Annotated in this window: 17 protein-coding genes; 9 read left to right on the top strand and 8 right to left on the bottom strand. The window is 41.0% G+C overall.

Annotated features, from left to right (window positions below; translation table 11 throughout):
• Positions 1-2: 2 nt before the first annotated feature.
• From HW278_RS05360 to HW278_RS05345, 4 genes are all read left to right on the top strand, one after another.
• Complete coding sequence (locus tag HW278_RS05360; protein ID WP_009410520.1) at positions 3-293, top strand: cell division protein ZapA; 291 nt, start codon at positions 3-5, stop codon at positions 291-293.
• Between the two features lie 233 nt (positions 294-526).
• Complete coding sequence (rny, locus tag HW278_RS05355) at positions 527-2,095, top strand: ribonuclease Y (protein ID WP_009410521.1); 1,569 nt, start codon at positions 527-529, stop codon at positions 2,093-2,095.
• Positions 2,096-2,101: 6 nt separating this feature from the next.
• Positions 2,102-2,632: a mechanosensitive ion channel domain-containing protein gene (locus tag HW278_RS05350; protein WP_178977161.1), complete on the top strand. Its 531-nt coding sequence runs from the start codon at positions 2,102-2,104 to the stop codon at positions 2,630-2,632.
• Between the two features lie 39 nt (positions 2,633-2,671).
• Positions 2,672-4,042, top strand: coding sequence for an SLC13 family permease (locus HW278_RS05345; RefSeq protein WP_178977160.1), 1,371 nt, complete (start codon positions 2,672-2,674; stop codon positions 4,040-4,042).
• Between the two features lie 103 nt (positions 4,043-4,145).
• On the opposite strand, the gene HW278_RS05340 is transcribed toward HW278_RS05345, so the two are convergent.
• Together HW278_RS05340 and HW278_RS05335 are read right to left on the bottom strand one after the other, a co-directional pair.
• Entirely contained in the window at positions 4,146-5,681 is a 1,536-nt protein-coding gene (locus HW278_RS05340; protein ID WP_178977159.1) for a RagB/SusD family nutrient uptake outer membrane protein, read from the bottom strand.
• A 12-nt stretch (positions 5,682-5,693) separates the two neighbouring features.
• Positions 5,694-8,750 carry a SusC/RagA family TonB-linked outer membrane protein gene (locus HW278_RS05335; RefSeq protein ID WP_178977158.1) on the bottom strand — a complete coding sequence of 1,019 codons (3,057 nt, stop codon included), beginning with the start codon at positions 8,748-8,750 and terminating at the stop codon, positions 5,694-5,696.
• Between the two features lie 195 nt (positions 8,751-8,945).
• Here HW278_RS05335 and HW278_RS05330 point away from each other — a divergent pair, with 195 nt between their 5' ends.
• Complete coding sequence (locus HW278_RS05330) at positions 8,946-10,901, top strand: multiheme c-type cytochrome (protein ID WP_178977157.1); 1,956 nt, start codon at positions 8,946-8,948, stop codon at positions 10,899-10,901.
• Between the two features lie 136 nt (positions 10,902-11,037).
• Complete coding sequence (locus tag HW278_RS05325; protein ID WP_178977156.1) at positions 11,038-11,397, top strand: DUF488 domain-containing protein; 360 nt, start codon at positions 11,038-11,040, stop codon at positions 11,395-11,397.
• A 982-nt stretch (positions 11,398-12,379) separates the two neighbouring features.
• Here HW278_RS05325 and HW278_RS05320 read toward each other — a convergent pair.
• The 6 genes from HW278_RS05320 to HW278_RS05295 form a co-directional block, all read right to left on the bottom strand.
• On the bottom strand, positions 12,380-12,997 hold the full coding sequence (locus HW278_RS05320; RefSeq protein ID WP_015781939.1) for a 4'-phosphopantetheinyl transferase family protein: 618 nt from the start codon (positions 12,995-12,997) through the stop codon (positions 12,380-12,382).
• A gap of 341 nt (positions 12,998-13,338) precedes the next feature.
• Positions 13,339-14,316, bottom strand: coding sequence for a pyruvate dehydrogenase complex E1 component subunit beta (locus HW278_RS05315; RefSeq protein WP_009418524.1), 978 nt, complete (start codon positions 14,314-14,316; stop codon positions 13,339-13,341).
• A 147-nt stretch (positions 14,317-14,463) separates the two neighbouring features.
• Positions 14,464-15,267, bottom strand: a complete 804-nt coding sequence (locus HW278_RS05310) for a class I SAM-dependent methyltransferase (protein ID WP_178977155.1) — start codon at positions 15,265-15,267, stop codon at positions 14,464-14,466.
• 59 nt (positions 15,268-15,326) lie between these two features.
• Positions 15,327-16,574 carry a hypothetical protein gene (locus HW278_RS05305; RefSeq protein ID WP_178977154.1) on the bottom strand — a complete coding sequence of 416 codons (1,248 nt, stop codon included), beginning with the start codon at positions 16,572-16,574 and terminating at the stop codon, positions 15,327-15,329.
• Positions 16,575-16,585: 11 nt separating this feature from the next.
• Positions 16,586-17,257: a DUF6796 family protein gene (locus HW278_RS05300; protein ID WP_009410533.1), complete on the bottom strand. Its 672-nt coding sequence runs from the start codon at positions 17,255-17,257 to the stop codon at positions 16,586-16,588.
• A 211-nt stretch (positions 17,258-17,468) separates the two neighbouring features.
• Positions 17,469-19,790, bottom strand: coding sequence for a TonB-dependent receptor (locus tag HW278_RS05295; RefSeq protein WP_111972112.1), 2,322 nt, complete (start codon positions 19,788-19,790; stop codon positions 17,469-17,471).
• 303 nt (positions 19,791-20,093) lie between these two features.
• Between HW278_RS05295 and HW278_RS05290 the strand changes: the two genes are divergently transcribed.
• The 3 genes from HW278_RS05290 (at position 20,094) to HW278_RS05285 (ending at position 22,833) form a co-directional block, all read left to right on the top strand.
• Complete coding sequence (locus HW278_RS05290; RefSeq protein ID WP_111972113.1) at positions 20,094-21,050, top strand: helix-turn-helix domain-containing protein; 957 nt, start codon at positions 20,094-20,096, stop codon at positions 21,048-21,050.
• 516 nt (positions 21,051-21,566) lie between these two features.
• Complete coding sequence (locus HW278_RS12485) at positions 21,567-21,698, top strand: phosphinothricin acetyltransferase (protein WP_255493805.1); 132 nt, start codon at positions 21,567-21,569, stop codon at positions 21,696-21,698.
• Between the two features lie 325 nt (positions 21,699-22,023).
• Positions 22,024-22,833: an RHS repeat domain-containing protein gene (locus HW278_RS05285; RefSeq protein ID WP_002674215.1), complete on the top strand. Its 810-nt coding sequence runs from the start codon at positions 22,024-22,026 to the stop codon at positions 22,831-22,833.
• Positions 22,834-22,973 lie beyond the last annotated feature (140 nt).

The following is a 22,973-nucleotide window of genomic DNA, read 5'->3' as shown; positions in this document are numbered from 1 at the left end:
CAATGGAACAGGACGGATTGAGAATTAAACTTTCGGTAGCCGATAGGTTATACCCTTTAACCATTGCTCCACAACAGGAAGAGGGTTTTAGAAAAGCCGCTAAAAAGATAAACGATATGATTCAAGATTTTGAAACCGTTTATGAACTGCGCGATAAACAAGATGGCTTAGCAATGTGCGCTATCGCTTTGGCAAGAGAAATAGAACAAGCCAAACTCAACGAAACGCACGAAGATGAATCCCTCAAAGAAACCTTAGCACAGGTGTACAACGCCTTAAACCAAATAGGTTAAAACACGTTCCTTTACATAGAAAACTTACTGCCTATATTGATTGTCCTTTCGGTAAACTCAACATTAACATTTCACAAAAGGGAGAGTTACAGCGGCTAAAGCGTGCCGGTCTTCAGTTGCCGGATACTTGCCCCACTGAGTATCCCTAAACCTGTTTTTCAGAGTTTTACGTGAAACATATTAATCAATATAGGCATTTTTTATATCAATATTTTATTTTTTAAACAACAAAGATGGATAGTACAGTTATTATAAGTATTGCAGTTTTTATCATTGCCCTTTTCATAGGGTTTGCTATCGCCAAATCGCTGGAAAAGAAGAACGCCTCTAAAATCATTCTCAACGCTAAGAATGAAGCCGACGTTCTTCTGAAAAACGCTAAAGCTGAAGCTGAAAATATCAAAAAAGACAAGATATTCCAAGCAAAAGAGAAGTTCCTTGAACTAAAAGCTGAACACGAAAAAGCAATCACTGCCAAAGATAAAAAAATGGCAGAGGCTGAGAAGCGTATACGCGATAAAGAGTCGCAAGTATCTAATGAATTGGCACAAAATAAGCGCCTAAAAGATGAGTTGGAAAAGAAAACAGAAGAAGCCGACTTTCGCTTGCAAACTCTCGATAAAAAACAAGAAGAAATAGACCGTTTACACAAAAGTCAGGTACAACAATTAGAGGTTATTTCAGGCTTGTCTGCCGAAGAAGCTAAGAAACTACTCACCGATTCATTGCGCAGTGAAGCCCAAGCCGACGCGATGGCTTATATCCAAAATACCATTGAAGAAGCCAAGCTCACTGCTCACCAAGAAGCGCGCAAAATCATTATCAACACCATTCAGCGTATAGGCACTGAGGAAGCAGTAGACAATTGCGTATCGGTATTCAATCTCGAGTCTGACGAGGTGAAAGGTCGTATCATCGGTCGTGAAGGGCGCAATATCCGTGCCCTCGAAGCAGCTACTGGGGTCGAAATCATTGTAGACGATACCCCCGAAGCGATTATCCTCTCTTGCTTCGACTCGGTACGTCGCGAAATCGCACGTCTTTCTTTGCACAAACTCGTAACCGACGGGCGTATTCACCCTGCACGCATTGAAGAAGTGGTTGAAAAAACTACCAAACAAATAGAAGAAGAAATTGTAGAAATAGGTAAACGCACCGTGATTGACCTCGGTATCCACGGACTGCACCCCGAGTTAGTAAAATGTGTAGGACGTATGAAATACCGTTCGTCATATGGGCAGAACCTCTTGCAACACTCGCGCGAAGTAGCCAAGCTCTGCGGAGTAATGGCAGCCGAGTTAGGCTTAAATCCTAAACTTGCCAAACGTGCCGGACTCTTGCACGACATCGGTAAAGTACCGCAGATAGAAAGTGAGACTCCTCACGCACTCCTCGGTATGGAATGGGCAGAGAAATACGGCGAAAAACCCGAAGTGTGCAATGCTATCGGGGCACACCACGACGAGATTGAGATGACCTCCTTGCTTTCGCCTATTGTACAAGTATGCGATGCTATTAGTGGGGCACGTCCCGGAGCACGTCGCCAAGTACTCGATTCGTATATACAACGCCTTAAAGACCTCGAAGATGCTGCTTTCACTTTCCAAGGTGTGAAGAAAGCCTATGCAATCCAAGCAGGTCGTGAGTTACGTGTAATCGTAGAAAGCGAAAAAGTAACCGACGATAAAGCCGCAGAACTATCATTTAACTTATCGCAAAAAATCCAAACTGATATGACCTACCCAGGTCAAGTGAAAGTAACGGTGATACGTGAAACTCGCGCTGTGAATATAGCGAAGTAAAGTTATATGAATTATATACAAGACTACCTATATCAAATTATTGCTACTGTCATTGCATTGGTGGTCTTTATTGCTTTGCGTTACTTGGTGAACTCTATCATCAGTAAGTTCGGAAAAAAAGCGGAGTTCGATGAGAGTCGTACTCATTTAGTAAAGAAGTATATAGACTATTTTATTTATGCGTTAGCTATCCTTACCATTGTCTCTATTTGGGGAATAAAAACAGAACAACTCTTCCTTTTTGTTACTTCGATACTTACTGTAATAGGGGTAGCGTTTTTTGCCCAATGGTCGATTTTGAGCAATATTACAGCGGGGATTATCGTGTTTTTCTCTTCTCCGTTTAGAATAGGTGATACGATTAAGATTTTAGATAAAGATTATCCTATCGAGGCTAAAATAATCGATATAAAATCTTTCTACACTCTTTTGAAAACAACAGAAGGCGAACAGATAAGTTTGCCGAATAATCTTTTGCTCCAAAAAGGGATTGTAATTGTTTCGGAAAAGAAATATGCGGTGAAGATAAAACCGTAAATTGCTTACGTGCTTTGCTAATAACAAAAACCCTAATATATGCTGACCAATTACATCAAACGTTCCGTGATTATAGCCATCGCATTGGCGGTAGGCTTTTTGCTCTATGGGTTGCTTCCTTATGAAGAGCCTACTAATAAAGGCTTGGCACTCCTTGCCTTTGTCGCTATCTTGTGGCTTACCGAAGCCATACACATTACCGTTACAGCACTCTTAGTTCCTGTATTGGCAATACTCTTGGGCTTAGAGAGTACTAAAAGTGCCCTACAAGCTTTTGCAAACCCTACAATCTTCCTATTCTTTGGAGGTTTCGCTATTGCTACTGCCCTGAGCGTACAAAAGCTTGACAAGTACATCGCTCATAAGGTGATTGCTATAGCCAGAGGCAATTTCCTGTTGGCGGTATTCTTCCTCTTTTTGGCTACGGCTTTGCTCTCTATGGGTATCAGTAATACAGCTACTGCTGCAATGATTATCCCTTTGGCAATGGGTTTGCTTAAAAACATCGACTACGAAAGTAATAAAGGTACGTATGCTTTTGTGATACTCGGGGTTGCTTATAGTGCGAGTATAGGAGGTATGGGTACCTTGGTAGGTAGTCCACCGAATGCCATTGTCGCCTCTCAACTGAATATCACATTCTCAGAATGGTTGCGCTATGGTATGCCTACAGTATTAGGTTTAATGCCTTTGATGATAGGTACGTTGTATGTAGTGTTCCGTCCGAAACTAAATATTAAAATCACCTCTACTGAAGGTGTAGTAGATAAGCTCAACGGCAAGCAGTATCTTACCATTCTCATCTTCCTTATCACAGCCCTTTGCTGGATATTTAGCGACCTGATTAACGAAACGTTCACTTCTTTTATAGGCATCGAGAAAATCAAAGACTTTGATGCAGTGGTAGCAATGATTGCTGCCGTGTTCGTATGTTTCTTTGGTGTAGCCGAATGGAAACAAATACAAGAAAACACCGATTGGGGTGTGCTAATGCTCTTCGGAGGCGGACTCTCACTAAGCGTTATCCTTACACAATCGGGGGCAAGCAAGGCGTTGGTAGACTCTGTGCAGTTTCTCATTGCTGATAGCAACTATTTTGTAATAGGACTTATGGTAGCTGCCTTCATCATTTTCCTAACTGAATTTACCAGTAATACCGCCAGCGCAGCTCTCTTAGTACCCATCTTCATATCGGTAGCCGAAAACTTAGGAGTTAATCCTTTGGGTCTTTCACTTATCATAGGTATAGGAGCCTCTTGTGCCTTTATGTTGCCTGTAGCTACGCCTCCTAATGCCATAGCTTACGGCACGGGCAAGGTAAGTCAGCGTGATATGATAAAAGCAGGTTTTGTATTGAATATTCTTTGTATTATCTTTATATCAGTAGTAGCCTACTACTTTTGGAGATAATAGTTAATGATTAATGATAATAAAAAAAGCGGTCTACTAAGACCGCTTTCTTATTTTAAACATATTTTAAATCTCTTTATTGTATTAGCAATTAATCATTGTTTTACCAACCTGGGTTTTGTTGCCAGTTGGCTCTACCTTGTTCATAGAGAATGTCACTTGGAGAAAGTGGCCAAACCATTTTATAATTCCCTGCAGGGATATTAAGCTGATAATACTGGTCAGCAGGGTCTGAAACAATAGCACTGAGGTTCTGAGGAGTACCACGTACTACACCCAAATTCCAACGCTTGATGTCTGCCATACGGAAGCCCTCGAAAGCAAGTTCGCGGTTGCGTTCGTTTTGAATCTCTGTCCAAAGGTCGGTATAGGTTACACTACCAATACCACGAGCGGTGCGCAATCTGTCTAAGTAGGTTTTAGCATTAGTTTGATCACCGTTTTTATACGCAGCTTCAGCAGCTATGAGGTATATTTCGGCAATACGGAACACCTTAGGACGGTGCATATAAGTAGACGAACCATTGGGTGTTTGTTTTAGCAAAGGGTTATCTGGGTATTTATTTACCAAATACAAATCATTAAAAGTAGCACTACCATAGTTAGCAAAAAGCTTTTTGATATAAATAGACTTACGGTAGTCGCTATCATTATACAAATTTACGAAATCTTGAGTAGGTATTGCTTTTGGCAAATACTTTATCTCAAATCTATGCAAACTGTAGTTCCATTCTCTTTGGTATCCTAAATAGACATCGTTAGCTGATGGTAACTCTGCTGTATTACCTACATCGTATTTAGCATAAAGCTGTACAATACTCTCTGCAGTATCATCATCTTTCCATACTTTTTCTAAATCACTACTGCTAGTTACTAAGCTATAACGACTGCCAATGATAGAAGTAGCCGCGGCATAGGCCTCTGCCCACTTGCCTCTATAAAGCAATACACGTGCCTTGAGTGCTGCAACTGCATCTTTGGTAAACTTCTCTGACCCTAAAGCACCTGTTACATCACTAAGGCGAGTTTCGGCTTGTGCTATATCGGCCAAAATAAAGTCGTAAGTCTGTCCTACTGTACTTCTGTTAGGAAAATTGTTGATAGTAGGCCCGCTTAGCAAAGGCAATCCATAAGCTGAAGCCTCGTCGGTAGGGCAATAATGCGTAAGCAGATAGGTATAGTAATAAGCACGTGCCAAATACAATTCGCCCATATTGTGTTTTATCTGTGCCGCATCGGTGCGGTAATTTTCTTGGGGAATAGTAATAGTAGGAATCCCCTCTAAACCTATATTTATATTTTGTATTGCCCCAAAATAGCGTTGCCAAATAGTTGCTGTAGCTGCATTATTGACAGTAAACAACGTCCAGTTTTGAAAGTTTGTAATCGTTTCGTTAGTACCGTCTCTTAAGGCCATATTCAGGAAATCGGCTTGCAAGTCGGTAGCATACATAGCACTTCCATATATGTTTGTACGCAACTTACCATACATACCATTCACCCAAGATTGAGCATCTTGTACGGTTTTAAAAGAGTTAGCTTGGCTCAAATCTTCATAAGGTTGTTGGTCGAGGTTGAAACAGCCGGTAAAGAACAGAGGAGCTACTACTAAAGTTATTATTTTATAAATCTTTTTCATTGTTTTATATTTTTAAAAATTAACATCTACCCCTAAGGTAAATTGACGAGAAGGAGGATAGCCACCTGATGAAATAGCATTATTGTACTCAGGGTCTGCACCTTCGTATTTGGTAAGCGTAAAGATATTGCGGGCAGTAGCATATAAGCGTACTCCTTCAAAGAAATTCAATTGTTTGATCACTTCTTTTGGAAGGCTATAGCTAAGGGTAATATTTTTCAAACGCATAAATGAGGCGTCTTGTATCATACGCGCATCCGATGAATTTACGAAAGTGGTAGTGTTTATCTTAGGGTGGCGGGTGTTATCACCTGGATTTTTCCAATAGTCTAATATTTTTCTACTTAGGTTGTGATCGCCAAACTGGTCAGGATTTTCGGTGTACTTCATATCGTAGTTCCACTTATATTTTTCCAACGAAAAAGAGAATGCCATATCGAGCGAGAAAGTTTTATAGCTGATATTCCAGCCGAATCCACCATTGATAGGAGCTTGCATTTTCTTGCCTGTGGTTTGTCCTAATTTACTAGAGTCGTAAGTAGTTGTTACTCTATTATCATCAGTTACTTGCTCCATACGGTCATCACCTGGTATGTAATACTCCATTTGTCCGGTAGTAGGGTTTACGCCTTTGGGGATAACGGCAGCCCATTCAAGGGCACGACCTAATTTATACCCTATTTCAGAAGAAGGAACCACATTAGAGGTTTTATTGCCAAAAAGAGCGGTTATTTCTTGCTTGTTATAGTTTACGTTGAAGTAAGGACGAATGCTCAAGTCTTGATTTTCACTTCTGTAGACTACTGATGAGAAAGTGAAGTCTATCCCACGGTTGCGCATACCCCCTGCATTGTCAAAGAATTGATTTTGCCCTGAAGTACTATTGAGCTCACGGCTTGAAATCATATCGTAAGTCTCGCGGTCGTAGTATTCTATATTGAAAGAAGTTCCTCTATCAATCACAATATTAAGACCTACAGTAGTTTTGCGTTGCTCTTCCCAACGTAGATCAGGATTACCCAAGCTACCTACTGTATAAGCTGTTTTACCTTGATAGAAATTGTCTGGTTTTACAGTAGTGATATGTTTGTAGCCTCCTAAGGCATTTCCTGAAAGCCCTGTACTGAAACGCAAATTGAGGTCTGAAAGCCATTTTACATCTTTCAAAAAGTTCTCTTGTTTGAGTTTCCACATCGCTCCTATTGCCCAGAAGTTACCGTAGTGGTTGTTCTTACCAAAAGCTGATGAACCATCACGGCGCATTGATAGGTCTACGAAATAACGAGTGTTATAAGAGTATTCCACTCTTCCGAAATAAGAATTGAAAGTACTTACAGTCTTTTGGTCTTCTATTCTTTTATCTTTACTACCGTGTCGGAGCATTGTTAGCCCTTCTGAAGGTTGTCCGAAAGTAGTAGCATCTAATTGTTTACTGCTATTTTCAACCGACTCTTGTCCTAATAACACATTGAAGCTATGTTTTCTGCTTTCTCCTAACAGGAAGCGATATTCTAACGTGTTAGTAATTGTTTTTCTGAGTGTACGACTGTTAGACACTGAAGTGTAAGGATTAGGGTCATCGAAAAACTTATAATCTATAAACGAAGGCAACTCTTTTAGTTCTGATTCGCCATACCCGTATTGTATTCCTCCTTGTGTTTTGAATATGAGGTTTTTAATAGGCTCTATAGAGACGAATCCCGAAGGCAAGAAGTCATCGGAAAAAGAGTTGCTAGGGTGTGTTTCGGCATAGTAGTCGGGGTGGTAGAAACCAGCTGAACGACTGGTGATGCCAGGGATATAGTTTTTGCGTCTACCATCTTCGTAGGTAGGACTGTAAAGTGGCAAAGCTATCACCTTAGGGGTGTTGAGGGTGGAACCTCCTTCGCGCTCAGTATGTCCTGCTGCAAATGAGAAGCCCGTTTTTAACCATTTAGTGATTTGGGTATTGATACTACCATTGACAGTATAACGACGGTAATCGCTGCGAGGTGCTGTAGAACCCTCTTGGCTGAAGTGCCCAAACGACAAATAATAAGTACTATTATTAGTACCTCCTGAAATAGAGACATCAGTACGTATCAACGGTACAAAATCTCTGAAGAAAACCTTATCCCAACGCGTATTGTAAGGATTATCGGCTAAGATTTTATCTGCTGACTGTCTCGCTACATCCTTGCTTGAACTGAACTTACCTACAGCCAAGTTTACTGCTTCAGGATTTTTTTCTATCCAAAAGTCCATATACTCGCGTGGGGTCATCATATCGTCAAAAAACTTACGACTGGCATTGGTAAGTGCTGTAAAACCGAGTTGGTGACTGATGGTTACGCTTGTACGCTCGTTATTACGTCCTTTTTTGGTGGTGATAAGTATCACCCCATTGGCGGCACGAGCTCCGTAGATAGAGGTAGAAGCGGCGTCTTTAAGTACCGTAATACTCTCTATATCGTTAGGGTTGAACCTGCTCATTACACTACTGCTTACGGCTATTCCGTCCATTATATAGAGAGGTTCTTGGGTTCTTTCACCTCGTAGTGCGCCTTGGAAGTTGTTATACCCGTGGATAAGGATATCGCTATTGCTACCAGGGCGACCTGAATCGCTGGTTACCACTACCCCTGCTAATCGTCCTTGTAAAGCATCGGATACGCTGGCTACCGGAGCGGCACTCACATCTTTACCTTGTACTTGTGCGACTTGTGCAACGGTGCGGCTGGCGAGCTTAGGAGCTCCATAGCCGGTAACCACCATCTCTTCAAGCTCTTGTACATCTTCTTTAAGAACTATGTCTAATCGTTTGGTGGAGGCGGTTATTTTTCTCTCTACTGTCTTCATTCCTAAAATCGAAAAACTCAACGTTTCTCCCACTTTGGTTTGGATAGTATAATTCCCGTCTATATCGGTAGCGGCACCGTGCTGGGTACCCTTGATTAATACCAATACACCTAATAAAGGTTCTCCTTTTTCATCTTTTACAGTACCTGAAACTTCTATGTTCTGTGCTGTAACACTAAAAATTACCAGCAAGAAAAGAGCCCAAGAGTACAACAATCTCAGTTTTGTCATCTATATTTAATTTTGCGCAAAAGTAGTAAAAAGGTTTCAATAGTACAAGAGTTTTTAACACAAGTAAATACATTTGTTAATTTTTAATGTTTTAGGACTCTTTTATTAGGATTTTTAACCGTCTTATCCGTTGTATATTAAATATTGTTTTTGTACCTTTGCCCCGCTGTAAGAAAACCGCCTAAATGTTTCTTTATGTCGAAAAAACTATTGATAGCTCTTGCTGTTCTATTATGCCTTGCGGGCATTGTTTTTCTATTCTTCAAAACTACTAATCAGGAGACGTATACCTCCGTAGATGATATTAATAAAGAAACTCCTCAGGACTACATAGGTTCGGCTTCCTGCAAGCAGTGTCACCTAAAAGAGTATAATGAATGGACGCTCTCCGACCATTACAAGGCAATGCAAATCGCTAACGATAGCACCGTACTCGGCAATTTCAATGACGCTACCTATACCGCCGATGGCATCACTTCTCGTTTCTTCAAGCGCGATGGCAAATTCTTTATCCATACACAAAGCGAAGATGGTTCTTACAAAGACTATGAGGTATTGTATACCTTTGGTTATTACCCCCTACAACAGTATATTACCGATTTTCCTAACGGCAAAAAGCAAGTCTTCCGTCAGTCGTGGGATAGCCGCCAAAACAAGTGGTTTCACCAATACGCAGGCGAGGTGATTCCCCCCGATGATTACCTGCATTGGACGCAAGCAGGACAGAATTGGAACCTAATGTGCGCCTCTTGCCATAGCACCAACCTGCAAAAAAACCTCAACCCTTATACCGACTCCTATCACACTACTTATAGCGAACTCACCGTAAGTTGTGAATCCTGCCACGGAGGGGCTAAAATGCACGCCGAGAGTAAGGGGAAAACTCGCACGTTTGTCCTTGCCTCGCAAACCCAAGAACTCAATGCCTGTATGCCTTGCCATACGCGTAGGGGAGAGGTAACCCAGCACCACGCTATGGTAACAGAGGTAATGGACGAATATCTGCCCGAAGTGCCCGTAACCGACCTTTATTTTCCCGACGGACAAGTGTCAGGTGAAAACTATAAATATTCGTCTTTCTTGCAAAGCAAAATGTATCACCAAAACGTGCGCTGTACCTCTTGCCATTCACCTCACACAGGCAAGCTGAAAGCCGAAGGTAGCAAAGTGTGTTTGCAGTGTCACGCACCTAAGTACGCTTCTCAGGCGCACACTTTCCATAAGGGCAACCCAGCCGAAACCGATTGCCGTGTGTGCCATATGCCTACTCGCACTTATATGGGCAACGATGTGCGCCACGACCACAATTTCTACGTCCCTCGTCCCGATTTGTCTGCTCAGTACGGCACACCCAACGCTTGCAATGCTTGTCATACCGATAAAACCGCTGGCTGGGCAGCCGAAGCTGTTGTCAAGTGGTACGGCAAACAGCGCAAACCGCATTTCGCCGAAAATCTTATTAAAGGAAGTAAAGGAAATATCACCGCACTCAGTAGTCTGTTAGAAGACAAAACAACCCCCGCCATTGTGCGTGCGGGAGCCATTCACTATCTGGGCAATCACCCTTCTGAAAAGAGCTTTACGCTTATTAAAAAAGAACTCCACAATCCCGACCCACAAACGCGTTATCGTGCCGTGGTGGCTATTAGCGAATATCCTCTGAATCTTTATGAAAATGATTTATTGCCCTTACTTACCGATAAGGTGAAGGCGGTGCGTATGCTCGCGGCTAATGCCTTGCTCACCCAAAAAGGATTAGAGGCTTGCAGGGTCTATAACCGATTTGAACAAGCACACCAAGAGTATAAGGAGTTTGTGCTTTCACAGTCCGATTTTCCATTAGGAAGTGCTACGGCAGGCGACTATTTTGTGAAGATAAACGATACCGATAACGCCATTCGTTTCTACGAGCGCGCTCTGCTGAAAGACAAACAGCTGAACTATATTCGCCTAAACCTCGCCGTTCTTTACAGTGGCAAAGCCCAAAACGACAAGGCAGAAAGCTTCTTAAACGAAGCCTTGAAGTACGAACCCAAAAACGCCCAAATCTATTATGATTTGTATTTGCTCTACAACGAACTTGGGCGCGAGGCAGAAGCCAAAGTTGCGCTTAGTAAAGCCAAAGCCTTAGGGATTAAGGGCAGGTTTTAATCCTTAAAGCATACCGCTTACAACATTCCTACCACTCACAACCAGCCCTTCTCCGCTTCTTAATCGTTAACCATTAAACATTAATCACTAATCATTAAATCCTAATTGGTATATTTTTTGCAATGGTCTTGTTACTATGAAAATACAATTAAAACGCGTATACGAAACAGAAAGCCCCGAGGACGGTTTTCGTATTTTAGCCGATAGGCTTTGGCCTCGTGGTATCAAAAAAGAAGCACTTCATTTAGATTTTTGGGCGAAAGAGGTAGCTCCTTCTACAGCTTTGCGCAAACGCTATCATCAAGACGGCAAATTCGAAGATTTCAAAGCAGATTATACCCAAGAACTCTTGGCAAACCCCGCTTTTGCATCTTTCTTAGAGATGCTTAAACCTCATAAAGTAATCACCCTCCTCACCGCTTCTAAGCTGATTGAAAAAAGTGCCCTCCCCATACTCAAAGAGGCAATCTCCAGAAACTCCCTAAAAACCTCTTAAAATAGCATTAGCCGAGTATGTAACTATCAATAGCCGAGTGTGTGTATAGAAGAATATTTTCCCCACATTACCTCCGACTTTCCGTCACTACATTCTCCCTTTGAAGGGGGCTAGAGGGATGTTTGTATTACACTCCCCCCACATTTCCTTCGTCATTCGTCATTCGTCCCTCGTCATTTCTTCCTTTTTCCGTCCCTACATTCCCCCTCTCCGAGGAAGTCCGCAAAAGCGGAGTATGTGTAAAGGGGGAGGTTTCTTTCGCTTCCCCGTCACCACATTCCCCCTTTGAAGGGGGCTAGGGGATGTTATTCCCTATTGCCTATGCCCTAAGGCCTATGACCTATTCCTCTTTCTTTCGCCTCGAAACCCCGTTTTTACCATTTTTTGTACCACTGTATTATGCTATGAACCAACCACTTATATACCCTTCCTATACCAATCGTCCAAGATTCGTATAAGCTTCCTATAAGCTCTCTATAAGCTAACCCCACCCTCCTTACAGCCTTTTTTCACCAAAAAACCCAGTAGTCTCCTTCTGAAAATCTTCGTTTCCTTCCGAAAATTCTAACCAGTCCGATTTGTCCGACAAGTCAGACCTGTCAAAAAACGATTTTTATCACTACTCATTTTCTAATTTCCTAATTTCCACATTTGCTAATCTGCTAATTTTCTCCCGCCCGTGTGGCTCACACTGCCTGTGCGGCTCGTACCTTTGCCAAAGTTGAATAAACTAACAATCCCTCCGCTGGTTTGCAGGGCGTAGCCTTGATTTTGTTTAAATTTTGTTTAATTTCTGAGGCACAGCCTCATTCCTCTAACTCAACCTCACACTCCATTTTCTAATTTCCAAATTTCCAAATTTTCTCATTTTTCTAATTTCTGAGATTTACGTCCAACCCACATTCATTAACATAAAAAAACAAATGGCAAACTTTGTACAACTACAAAATCTACCATTTGTTGCTGTGTATAACCAAAATGTTTATTTATTAGCTTTGCAATATCCTAAAACAAAATCTTCTATCAAAACAAAAAAGACCTTATACATAGTGTTTCCTATCTTAATATCCGTCTCCTTGTCATTAGGGAAAAAGTCTTTTACCCTCACATCGTTTAGGGTAAGAGTAGGTTTGTTGTGAATTTTAAAACCTACTTCTTTGGCACACCACGTCATTGTAAGTTTCTGAATGATGTTCTGAATCGAGTAATCCGCTGAACGATAATTCCATTGAGTGAATTTATGTGCAATACGCAATATTTTCTCTCGTTTCTTCTCGATATCCACCCCCACAGGTTTATTACTTATCATCACCACAACCTTATCAAACGAATGACTAATCGAAATAAAATCTTTCCCCTTTAAAAAAGGCTTCCCGTAAGCATTGTAATGCAAAGAATTGGGGGCGTGTCCTAACTGAGTTAGCAATAAACGCGTAGCTAAAAAGTTCTTTTTAGCCCTCTCATTGCTAATAGCATTGTAACTCTCCTTTTGTTCAGGAGTAAGAGGAGTTTCTTCTTCCAACACAGCAAGCTCCTCCCTTACCTCCCAAATGTACAAGGTGGTTTTTTTATCTACTTTTATGGTGCTCTCTAATGGCATATATAATTCCCCTCCTAATTTCGCACAAAGATACTGAAAAATTCTTAATTCTTACAAGTTATATAAACCACCTCTGTATCTTTTTCTTTTCTTTCAGAAATCAATAATATGTTAAAACAACGCCCTTATAATGAGCTTATTTAGCATCATTTTAATAGTTCATAAACAATGAAGACGTTAATTTGTGTTACAAGCATAACTTTTATTCTTTTGCTTTCCTATCAAAAGTTTAACAAAAGATTAACGCTCTTAAACGAAAAAAAGTCTTCACGATGAGGAAAAATCGTGAAGACTAAAAAATAAAATATAACTTTTAAAAAAATAAAAATGATAGCAAATTCTTATTTATAAAGTACTTTTTTTACCGCTTTTACTACGTCGTCAGCATTTGGCAAAAACTCTTTCAAAAGCTCTGAAGAGAATGGTGCTGGCGTATCAGTGGTAGTAATGCGTTGTACAGGCGCATCGAGATAATCGAAGATGTGCTCTTGTACTTGATAAGTAATTTCAGAAGACACACTGGCAAAAGGCCACGCTTCTTCCAAAATCACTAAGCGATTAGTTTTCTTAACCGATGCGAATACCGTGTCAAAATCAAGCGGACGTACAGTACGCAAGTCGATGATTTCACACTCAATACCTTCTTTGGCTAAAATATCAGCAGCTTTATGCGCTTCTTTAATAATTTTACCGAAAGAAACGATAGTTACATCAGTACCCGCACGCTTGATATCAGCAACGCCTAATGGAATAGTGTATTCTTCTTCTGGCACTTCACCTTTATCGCCGTACATTTGCTCAGATTCCATAAAGATAACAGGGTCGTTATCACGGATAGCCGACTTCAAGAGTCCTTTCGCATCGTAAGGCGTAGAAGGAACTACTACTTTCAATCCAGGGCAGTTAGCATACCAGTTCTCAAAGGCTTGAGAGTGGGTAGCCGCCAACTGACCAGCAGAAGCGGTAGGACCACGAAAAACGATAGGAATATTAAACTGACCTCCTGACATCTGGCGCATTTTAGCCGCGTTGTTAATGATTTGGTCAATCGCTACTAATGAAAAGTTGAAGGTCATAAACTCTACAATAGGACGGTTACCATTCATAGCAGCTCCTACTGAGATACCTGCAAAACCACCTTCAGCGATAGGAGTATCAATAATACGTTTAGGCCCAAATTCATCGAGCATTCCTTTAGAGGCTTTGTAAGCGCCATTATATTCGGCTACCTCTTCACCCATCAAATAAATAGACTCGTCGCGACGCATTTCTTCGCTCATCGCTTCGCAAACGGCTTCTCTAAATTGTATTGTTCTCATTTATATTTATTAAATAAGGTATATAACTAAAATTTCTGTTTTGAAAGCACAAAAGTAATAATAATTATTTAATCTCCTAATTTTTTTACTACTTTTATTTTCTATATATTATCTAAAATGTTATATATCAAATATTTATTATGTTATTTACCTTATCTCTAATCTCACCACTCTCTGGTTAAATCGCCTATAAAAATACGGAATCTTATATAGCATACGGAATATAAAAGGGTAGCGCCCTTGGTCGTACTTACTCATAAAATACTCTTTCGCCACGTGCAACTTAGGGTGCCATTGCTCCATCGCCTCGCTATACTTTTCGCTCCATTGAAATTCAGGGCGCCTGTCTTTATCCATTGCTTTTAGTGTATCGTGGTTCTTAGCGTGTCCTACTAAGGCATAAGCGAGCATATCGAAGAGAATAATAGCCTCAGTAAATGCTTCACAAAGATGTATCATAAAATCTTTTACCTCAAACGGAGGGAAATACATCAGTACCCCTTCAACGATAATGAGTATAGGCTTGCGGTGAGCTTTTACTTTTTCTATCCATTCGGTATCAAAGAGAGACATTTCTAAAAAACTACGTCTTTCACTCTCCTCAAAGAACTGACGCCGGATAGCAATCACCTCAGGCAAATCGAGGTCATACCAATGGGTAAGTTCCGGACAGCCCAAACGCTCATAACGAGCATCGAGACCCGTACCCAATTGTATTATTACTGCATCGGGGTGTTGCTCTATAAAAGCACGAGTTTCTTCGTCTATCAGGTGAGCGCGCACACACACGCCTGCTTGGGAGAATTTAGCTTTCTTGAACCGGCTAAAATCATAGTCTATTTTGTTTATAATCTCAGCAGCCTTCTCATCGCGTAACAGCGGTTGAGGTTCTTTATTTTCAGTAGCTTTTGCCCATAAAGTAATGAGCATTGTTTCGGGTATTTTGTTCATAGGTGTTAGGGGTTAGAATCAGACCTGTTCGACTCGTTCGACAGGTCTGATTCTAAAAATTAGAACTCGTGAAAGAAAGCGGGATTTCCAGTAGTGCTAAGCACTTGTTCTACAGTTTCAGTAGCAGGGTTGAAACTGAATAAGCCTCTTTTATCAGTACCGAAAGCACCAAAGAGTACTCTATCTTTCAGTTTGGTGATGAGAATACTATGTCCATCAGTAAGCGGAACGCCCCTTATCTGGCTGATAGATTTGTTGTTGAAATTTATGAGTACTGCGATAGCGTTTTTAGCAGTATAGGGGTTTGCGCCACCCAGTTCCACGATACCCACATAAGCTACAGCTTTACCATTGCCTATATACTGGCAGTTATACACGCTAGCAGGCTTGTAAGGCTTGTATTTAGTGCCTGCAATAGGAGTAGTAGAGATATCCCACGATTTGCTACTGTCGAATTCAGTCTTGCCTTTGGGAATACAGAGGAAACCGCATTTGGTATTGTCCTTAGAATATCCAAAATAGCCTGCAGTAGCGATATAAATATCACCTGCTTCATTGGTGAAGAGCATTCCCTTGCATTGCGCCATTGGGCGGGTGGGGAAGGTGAGTTTGGTAGTAGTTTCGGATACTACTTTTTCCACTACATCAGTTTGAGGGTTGATGATAGCTACATCACACTGCTGATAATTAGCATAAGGTTGCCAACCTGCTCCAGGGTTGATTTGGTTGAGACATAGGTAATACTTGCCATCGCGAATAATACCCATAGCAGGCTCAGGACTGCTGTCGCTGTGAGCGTATTGGGCGAGATTGATTTCTCCTGTTTTTTGCATTGTTTGTGGGTTGATAATCCACACAACGCCTTGGGTATACATAGGCACGTAGGCTTTGGTAGCGCTTACTTTCTCAAGGTGACCTACCATTGAGTTAGAAATTCCTGCAAGGGTAGCTCCTTTAGTAAGTTTTTGGGTAGCAGAGTCATAAGTATATTGAGTGATACCACCTACGCCTTTCATAGTGTCGAAAAGGTACACATCATTGCCTTCTACTTGTACCGAAGAGCCAAACTCTACTTGCTCAGCTTTGGAGTTATCAATAGCGATACCTCCTGCCATTTTATGAAAGATTTGAAGGTAAGAACTACCACTCATACCATCGGGGTTTTTGACAGAAGTTTCTAATAAGAAATCACCTGTATAAACCACATTACTTGGTGGTATGGGAGCGGGGGTAGGTTTGTCGTCTTTCTTGCAACCCACCGTGAGAAGTGCTAAAGAGCACACAGTTAAAAATACTTTTGAATACATAAAATTAGTTTTTAGTTATTATTATTAGTTGTTAGACTTGTCTGACCTTTAAAAAGTAGCAACCCTATAAACATCAGGGTATTTCCCAAGCTGATAGCCGATACATTCAATCCGTTTTTAATAGCCGAATCTGGCAACAAATAAGCTATAAGATGAATGATGCCAATACCTATAAACATATTGAAAAGGGCTGCTATGCGAGGATAAACGGTCTTTTTCCTTACAAAAGCTATGAACTGTGAGATGTTCATCAGTAGGAAAAAGACGATAAAAATGTAATAGCAAGGCACTAATACATTATTAGAAAAGGTAGTAGCTATATTGTGAGCTAAGGTTGCATCGGTGGGGTAAAGCTGTTTGTAGATAAGCATCACCACAGCACAATTAAGGTGCACCCCACAAGCTGCCATTACCAGCCACCCCCAGATACCTACTTTGTAAAGCTTTGAGAGCGTTTCACTACCTTCTTTCATCAACTTGTAAATTTGCCAATACCCTATGCACTGCAGAGGGATACCTATCACACCTAAGAATCCTCCCCACATAATGCGCGATAGGGGTAAGGTAAGTGAGAAGTTCATCAGTGATTTTTCAGGGTTTTCTACCTGAATGTACCCCAATAGCATATCACCGGAAAAAGTAATAAGTGAGGCTATTAAGCCTAAAATAAATCTTTTTTTCATATATAATTGTTTTTCATCTTTTGCTTCACTTTTTATAGCCAGCCAATCAGAATTGGTTTGTAAAATTTTCGTCCTACGCTTTAAATTCGCTTTAGATTTGCTTTTAATTTATTGTAGAGCCACTGTAGAGCCACTGTAGACCCACTGTAGACCCACTGTAGACCCACTGAAAGTATAGTTAAAGTATATTTTTAGTTCGGACGAGAGGGAGTTAGAATATTACTCTTAGCTTCACCCCTCCATTGATTCCCATTAATGGGCGGTTGAATTCTGATAAAGTCTTTTCATTCGTTATATTCCGCACTTTCCCCGAGAGAAATACTTTATTATTCAAAAAACTGTGCTCAAAACCTATATCAATGGTCGTACTGCGCGGAATGCGGCGTTTCTGCAATTGCGTCATTTCAAAATCATAGTAATATTCTTCCACAAAAGCCACATCGGCAAAAAGGCGTGTGTTTTGCCCCGTGCCACCAAAAAGGTTCTCGCGGTGGAACTCCAAGCCTGCATTCGCCATTAAGTATGGTATATTAGGCATACGTTTGTTTTTAGTAGGGTTAGGCACGGTGCTTTCTGGCTCGTAAGCACGTGTATCGCGCAGGTCTTGATAAGTGGTGTTGCCGTATAGATAAAGCGAAGGCAATACATCGGCTTTGGCTTCAAACTCTACCCCAAGAGTACGCATCTCTCCAAAGTTTTGGTATTGTGCCCCTATGAGTCCGGCAGTATAACGTATCATATCTTGCAAATACATATAGAAGAAGTTCATTTCTATCTGAGCATTGGTAGGGTGCTTGCCTGTAAGGTCGAACAGCAAACCGAGGTTAGCGCTGAGGTTACGCTCTGGCAATAAATCAGGACTGGGGATTACGGCTATACCATCGCCTAAGAGCTCCGTTTCCGAAGGAATGCGCACCTCATAACCAGCAGAGAGTTTTCCCATTAGCGAAGGCAGGAAGCGGTAACGCATCGCATTATTCACCCCAAAATCGCTCTTGCTTACGTCTACATCGTACTTACCGGGAACGAAGAGTGGCGCCATTTGGGTGTGCATAGTGTACATATAATGGCGTACTGTGAGCGAGTTTAAAAACACGTCGTTAAGCGTACGGAAGTCGTATGTAAGTCCGCTTATCCAACTGCGCATTTGCGAATCGAAATTCACTTGCTTACCCAGACTCAGGGTCTTTAAGTCGTCTTTGGGTGTACCGTTTGCCATAGAAAAAACACTGTTGATATTCAGCGAATGGCGTTCGGTAAGAATGTACTCCAAATTGGTTTTATTAATAAAAGTGAGCTTTTTATCGTCAGAGTCCGATGGGTAGTTATAACCTGCCTCACCGCCATAACGCGAAGGGGTAGGGTAGGAGCTACCGTCCCACTCATAGCGACGGGTGGCTTTGTCGATGAAGTTCATTTTGGTAAGTACCAATCCGTTGAACATATCGAGGTTTAAGCCTTCTGTAAGGAAATTATCTTTTTCGAGTTTATTAGAAAGTCCCGTCATTAACGACTGACTATGGGCTTCTCGTATATCGTATTCAATACCTTGAATTTCTTTATAGGTTTTGACAAACACGGGTTCTAACTCTACTTCGTCGAACCACCATTTCTTTGCTTTGAAGCTCCCGCCAATGATGAGCTTGCGGTACTTATCGTGGTTGCGGGTGATGCGTAATCCTTCTTGAAAAGGAGAATCGAAAGTGTAGTTATTATCCGATGAAGTATAGCCCCCACCGATACCGAATACCAATCCACGCTGTTTGAGGTTGCGTTTGAATACCCCTTGTGCCTTATGGGTGTTGTAACTTTCATATCCATAACTGAGGTCGGCATATTTATCGGGGTATTCGCGAATAACGATATTGATAGCTCCTCCAAGCGATGAGCCCCCGAAGCGTGCTGGTACGACTCCTTTGTAAATCTCAATACGGTCAATCATATCTATGGGGATATCATTGATATCTATATAATCCGTTTGCTCACCTAAGGGCAATTCGTCTATAAAAAAGCCTATGCGTTTGCCTTCTAACCCTCTTACTGAGATACGTGAACTACTGCCTACCCCTCCTGAAGAACGCAAAGTGATACCTACGGTTTTTAGAAGAATGTCCTGCACACTGCTTACCGTACCTCGTAGGTTACTCATATCAATTACCGTTACGGGCATACTCTGCTCTTTCTTTTGGTGAGCGATACTCTTGCCCGAAACAGTTACTCCGCTTATTTCTTCGGCTTGTTCTTTCAGCGATACATCTGAACGTACCTGTCCTTTCACACTGATTTTCTTTCCAAAGGTTTGATAACCGAGGAAACTAAACCACACGGTATAATTCCCTTCGGGCAAGTGTGCCAATCGGTATTGACCGCGAGCATCGGTGCTTACGCCTTTGTTTAGTTCTTTGATGTAAACATCGGCACCTATTAAAGGTTGGTGAGTTACTTTATCGGTAACCGTACCAATGAGTTCGGCAGTGTTTTGAGCTGATATAGAAAGACTGAAGAGTAGTAAAAGAAAAGTTTTGTTTAACATAGATATCGGTTTTTGCGTCTCAAACTTTGGAAAAGTTGAATTACCTAATAATCAGTATTTAATCGCTTCCTAACTGCTAACGACTAAAAAACTAAAGGCTAAAATATTTGGTGGTTTGAAATATGTTATTTACTTTTGTTCTAAACAACAGATTTCAGAGCGCAAAAATACAGCAAAAAGGAAGTGCGATTGTTTAATTTCCTTAGCAAAGTTTTACATCTGAATAGCAAATAAAGTGATTGGTTGTTTGTAGCCGGCTGGTGGAGCTGACGGCAAACAGCTGATGAACGTGATAAACGACTGATGAATATGATAAACGAAATAACATTACCTTTGGCAACCAACGAAAAAGAGGTGCAAAATTATTACGAAAGAGTGAATGAACAAATGGGGGTATTCCAATTGGAACAACAAGCCTTAGGCAATCATACTTACTACCGATGGCAAGTACAAATGAAGGAGGAAGTGACTTTTGTGGGACGTATGGATATTCCTTCAGTGCGTCTTTATTTTGTAACCCGAACCCACAAAGGTATGGCAGTGCAGATAGACGGGCTAAATTGTATCAGTAAGGCGGGGACTCACAATATCTTTTTTGGTAAAGAAGAATGCTTGGGCAAAGACTTGTTGCATAAAGATGATATTATAGAAGTGATTACGGTTGCTATCAGTGCTGAGCAATTTGCGCAAATAGCTACTCAATACCCCGAAACTTTTATGGCGTGGTACCAGCGCTATGAGCGGGGTGGTAACTTTATTCTTTCGCCTGAACAATCACTTCCTACTGACTTTGCTATGCAAACTGTCCTTGACCAACTGCAACACGCTTCTCTTTTAGGCAAGGCAGCACGACCTTATGCCGACCTAAAAGTGCAGGAACTTTTTTTGTTACAATTACATCAATACGAACAGCAACAGCTACAAGTATACCAATACTGCAAAACCCAAACCGACGTGCGGAAGATGTACGAAGTGCGCGACCGCCTTACGGCTCAGTTGGACGTTACGCCTTCGATAACTGAATTGGCACGTGCCGTAGGTGTGAACGAAAAGAAGTTGTGTTATGGTTTTAAAGAGGTATTTGGCACTACTGTTTTTGGTTATCTATACGACTATAAAATGGAGTTGGCACAACAACTGCTCCTTCACACCGATAAGAGTATAAGTGAAATTGCCCTCACCTGTGGATATGATTATATATCGCATTTTTCGACTGCCTTTAAGAAGAAGTTTGGGAGGAGTCCGAAAGAAATTAGGTGAGAGGCGTGAGCCGCACGGACAGATTAATTAGCAAATTAGAAAATGAGAGAATTGGTAGATGAGGTGCGAGCTTGAGTTAGAGGGAATGAGGCTGTGCCTCAAAAATTAAACAAAAATTAAACAAAATCAAGGCTGCGCCTTGTGAAATGGGAAGAGAGATTGGTCGGAGTTTTAGGAGAGGGTTGAATAGTTCCTGAATTATCGGAGAGGAACGAAAAATATCAAAAGAGAGCTGAGAGGAAATTTGATGAAAAGAGGGTGTAAGGAGGGTGGGGGTAGCTTATAGAGAGCTTATAGGAAGCTTATACGAATCTTGGACGATTGGTATAGAAAGGGTATATAAATAATTGACTCATAATATAATACAACGATGCAAAAAACGGTAAAAACAGGGTTTCGAGGCGAAAGAAAAGGGAATAGGCACTAGGCCTTAGGCCATAGGCAATAGGGGAGAAACATCCCCCTCTACACATACCCAGCTGTCGCTGCCTATCTTCGAAGGGGGAATTGTAGCGAATCATTTATTCGGTAGGCCCCCGAACCCCCGAAGGGGGACAAGCTGGAAAAGATGACAAACCTCCCCCTTTACACATACTTCGTTCTCGCGGACTTCCGTTCAAAGGGGAATTAGGGACGGAAAAGGGGTGAGGTCGTAGCACGACAAGCAATTGAAAGTAGAACGATAAGCAATTGAAAGTAGCACGATAGGCAATTGAAAATAGCACGACGGGTGATTGAAAATACTATTTTATTATATCGAATTGAGGTTAAATAAGGATAGAAAATTTCTTTTAAAAAGAGAAACAAATAATGGCTATTTAGTTATAAATATAACAAGCGGAGCTTTGTTATCATCATTTTACTTTGTTTTGGCATAGTTTTGGTAAATAGGTAGATATGGCGTATTGGTATATTTAGAAATCTTTTGTACTTTTGCGCCCCAAAAAAGTATTATTTTAAATAGAACATCATTATGAAAAGAATCATAGCTATTGCCTTATTAGCTACTACTGTAGCTTTTGGGCAGAGTCAGAAAAAGAATGGTTGGGAGCGTGCTCAGCTGAAAGGGAAAGTAAAAACGGTTGTGCAATCGGGTATTCAAATTGGTGAAAACGGAGAAGAAATACCGATGAACTCTGAGCTTTTCTCGCAGTTTGACAAAAAGGGAACTGTTGTGAAAATGCAATCGAAGCAAAATGGAATGACGATTAAATTCGTGGATGTATATGACAAAGACGGGAATATGATAGAGTCGGCTTCGAGAGATGATTCGAACACGTTGCTTTCTAAGAATGTGTATGAGTACGACGAAAAAGGGAACCTTACCAAGCACGATGTAGAGACGCCCGACGGGAATATTTTTATGAGCCGAATAAATGTTTATAACGAACAGAATCAGCTTGTAGAACGCACGGATTGTATAGCAGGAATGTGCCAAGATAAAACTACTTATAAGTATACTCCTGAGGGAAAATTATCGGAAGAGTCTAAATTTACAAAGGACGAGCTTACCAGCAAAACGGTATATACTTACGATGCCAAAGGGAATATGGTAGAAAAGCAAGTGTTTGACAAAGATAACGCTTTGAAACAGAGAGTTGTTTCAGCTTTTGACAAAAACGACAATGAGGTGGAGGTTAAATACTTTGACAAAGATGGTAACGTTACTAAAACAGAGACTTACGAGTTTGTGTATGACAAGAAGAACAACTGGACAAAGAAAACGATGTCGGTTAACGGTCAGCGTGTAACGATTTTCACACAGAAGTTGAAATATTTTTAGGAATAAGAAGTTTTTTTAATAACATAAGGGTTGGCTTACGAAGGTGAGTCGACCCTTATGTGTTAAGAAGGGGATATTTTTATATAATTCAAAATATTTTTGTATCTTTGCACTGTGGAAGGCTGTGTTTAATGGCTATA

The organism is Capnocytophaga sp. oral taxon 902, from assembly GCF_013394735.1.
GTDB classification, from domain to species: Bacteria; Bacteroidota; Bacteroidia; order Flavobacteriales; family Flavobacteriaceae; genus Capnocytophaga; species Capnocytophaga ochracea.
This window is presented reverse-complemented; position numbering and strand designations above follow the sequence as displayed.

Coding starts and splice junctions, on each gene's coding strand:
- HW278_RS05345 (WP_178977160.1), top strand. CDS start 2,672: ATGCTGACCAATTACATCAAACGTTCCGTGATTATAGCCATCGCATTG.
- HW278_RS05310 (WP_178977155.1), bottom strand. CDS start 15,267: ATGAACAAAATACCCGAAACAATGCTCATTACTTTATGGGCAAAAGCT.
- HW278_RS05285 (WP_002674215.1), top strand. CDS start 22,024: ATGAAAAGAATCATAGCTATTGCCTTATTAGCTACTACTGTAGCTTTT.
- rny (WP_009410521.1), top strand. CDS start 527: ATGGATAGTACAGTTATTATAAGTATTGCAGTTTTTATCATTGCCCTT.
- HW278_RS05290 (WP_111972113.1), top strand. CDS start 20,094: ATGAATATGATAAACGAAATAACATTACCTTTGGCAACCAACGAAAAA.
- HW278_RS05360 (WP_009410520.1), top strand. CDS start 3: ATGGAACAGGACGGATTGAGAATTAAACTTTCGGTAGCCGATAGGTTA.
- HW278_RS05320 (WP_015781939.1), bottom strand. CDS start 12,997: ATGCCATTAGAGAGCACCATAAAAGTAGATAAAAAAACCACCTTGTAC.
- HW278_RS05295 (WP_111972112.1), bottom strand. CDS start 19,790: ATGTTAAACAAAACTTTTCTTTTACTACTCTTCAGTCTTTCTATATCA.
- HW278_RS05335 (WP_178977158.1), bottom strand. CDS start 8,750: ATGACAAAACTGAGATTGTTGTACTCTTGGGCTCTTTTCTTGCTGGTA.
- HW278_RS05350 (WP_178977161.1), top strand. CDS start 2,102: ATGAATTATATACAAGACTACCTATATCAAATTATTGCTACTGTCATT.
- HW278_RS05315 (WP_009418524.1), bottom strand. CDS start 14,316: ATGAGAACAATACAATTTAGAGAAGCCGTTTGCGAAGCGATGAGCGAA.
- HW278_RS05305 (WP_178977154.1), bottom strand. CDS start 16,574: ATGTATTCAAAAGTATTTTTAACTGTGTGCTCTTTAGCACTTCTCACG.
- HW278_RS05300 (WP_009410533.1), bottom strand. CDS start 17,257: ATGAAAAAAAGATTTATTTTAGGCTTAATAGCCTCACTTATTACTTTT.
- HW278_RS05330 (WP_178977157.1), top strand. CDS start 8,946: ATGTCGAAAAAACTATTGATAGCTCTTGCTGTTCTATTATGCCTTGCG.
- HW278_RS05340 (WP_178977159.1), bottom strand. CDS start 5,681: ATGAAAAAGATTTATAAAATAATAACTTTAGTAGTAGCTCCTCTGTTC.
- HW278_RS05325 (WP_178977156.1), top strand. CDS start 11,038: ATGAAAATACAATTAAAACGCGTATACGAAACAGAAAGCCCCGAGGAC.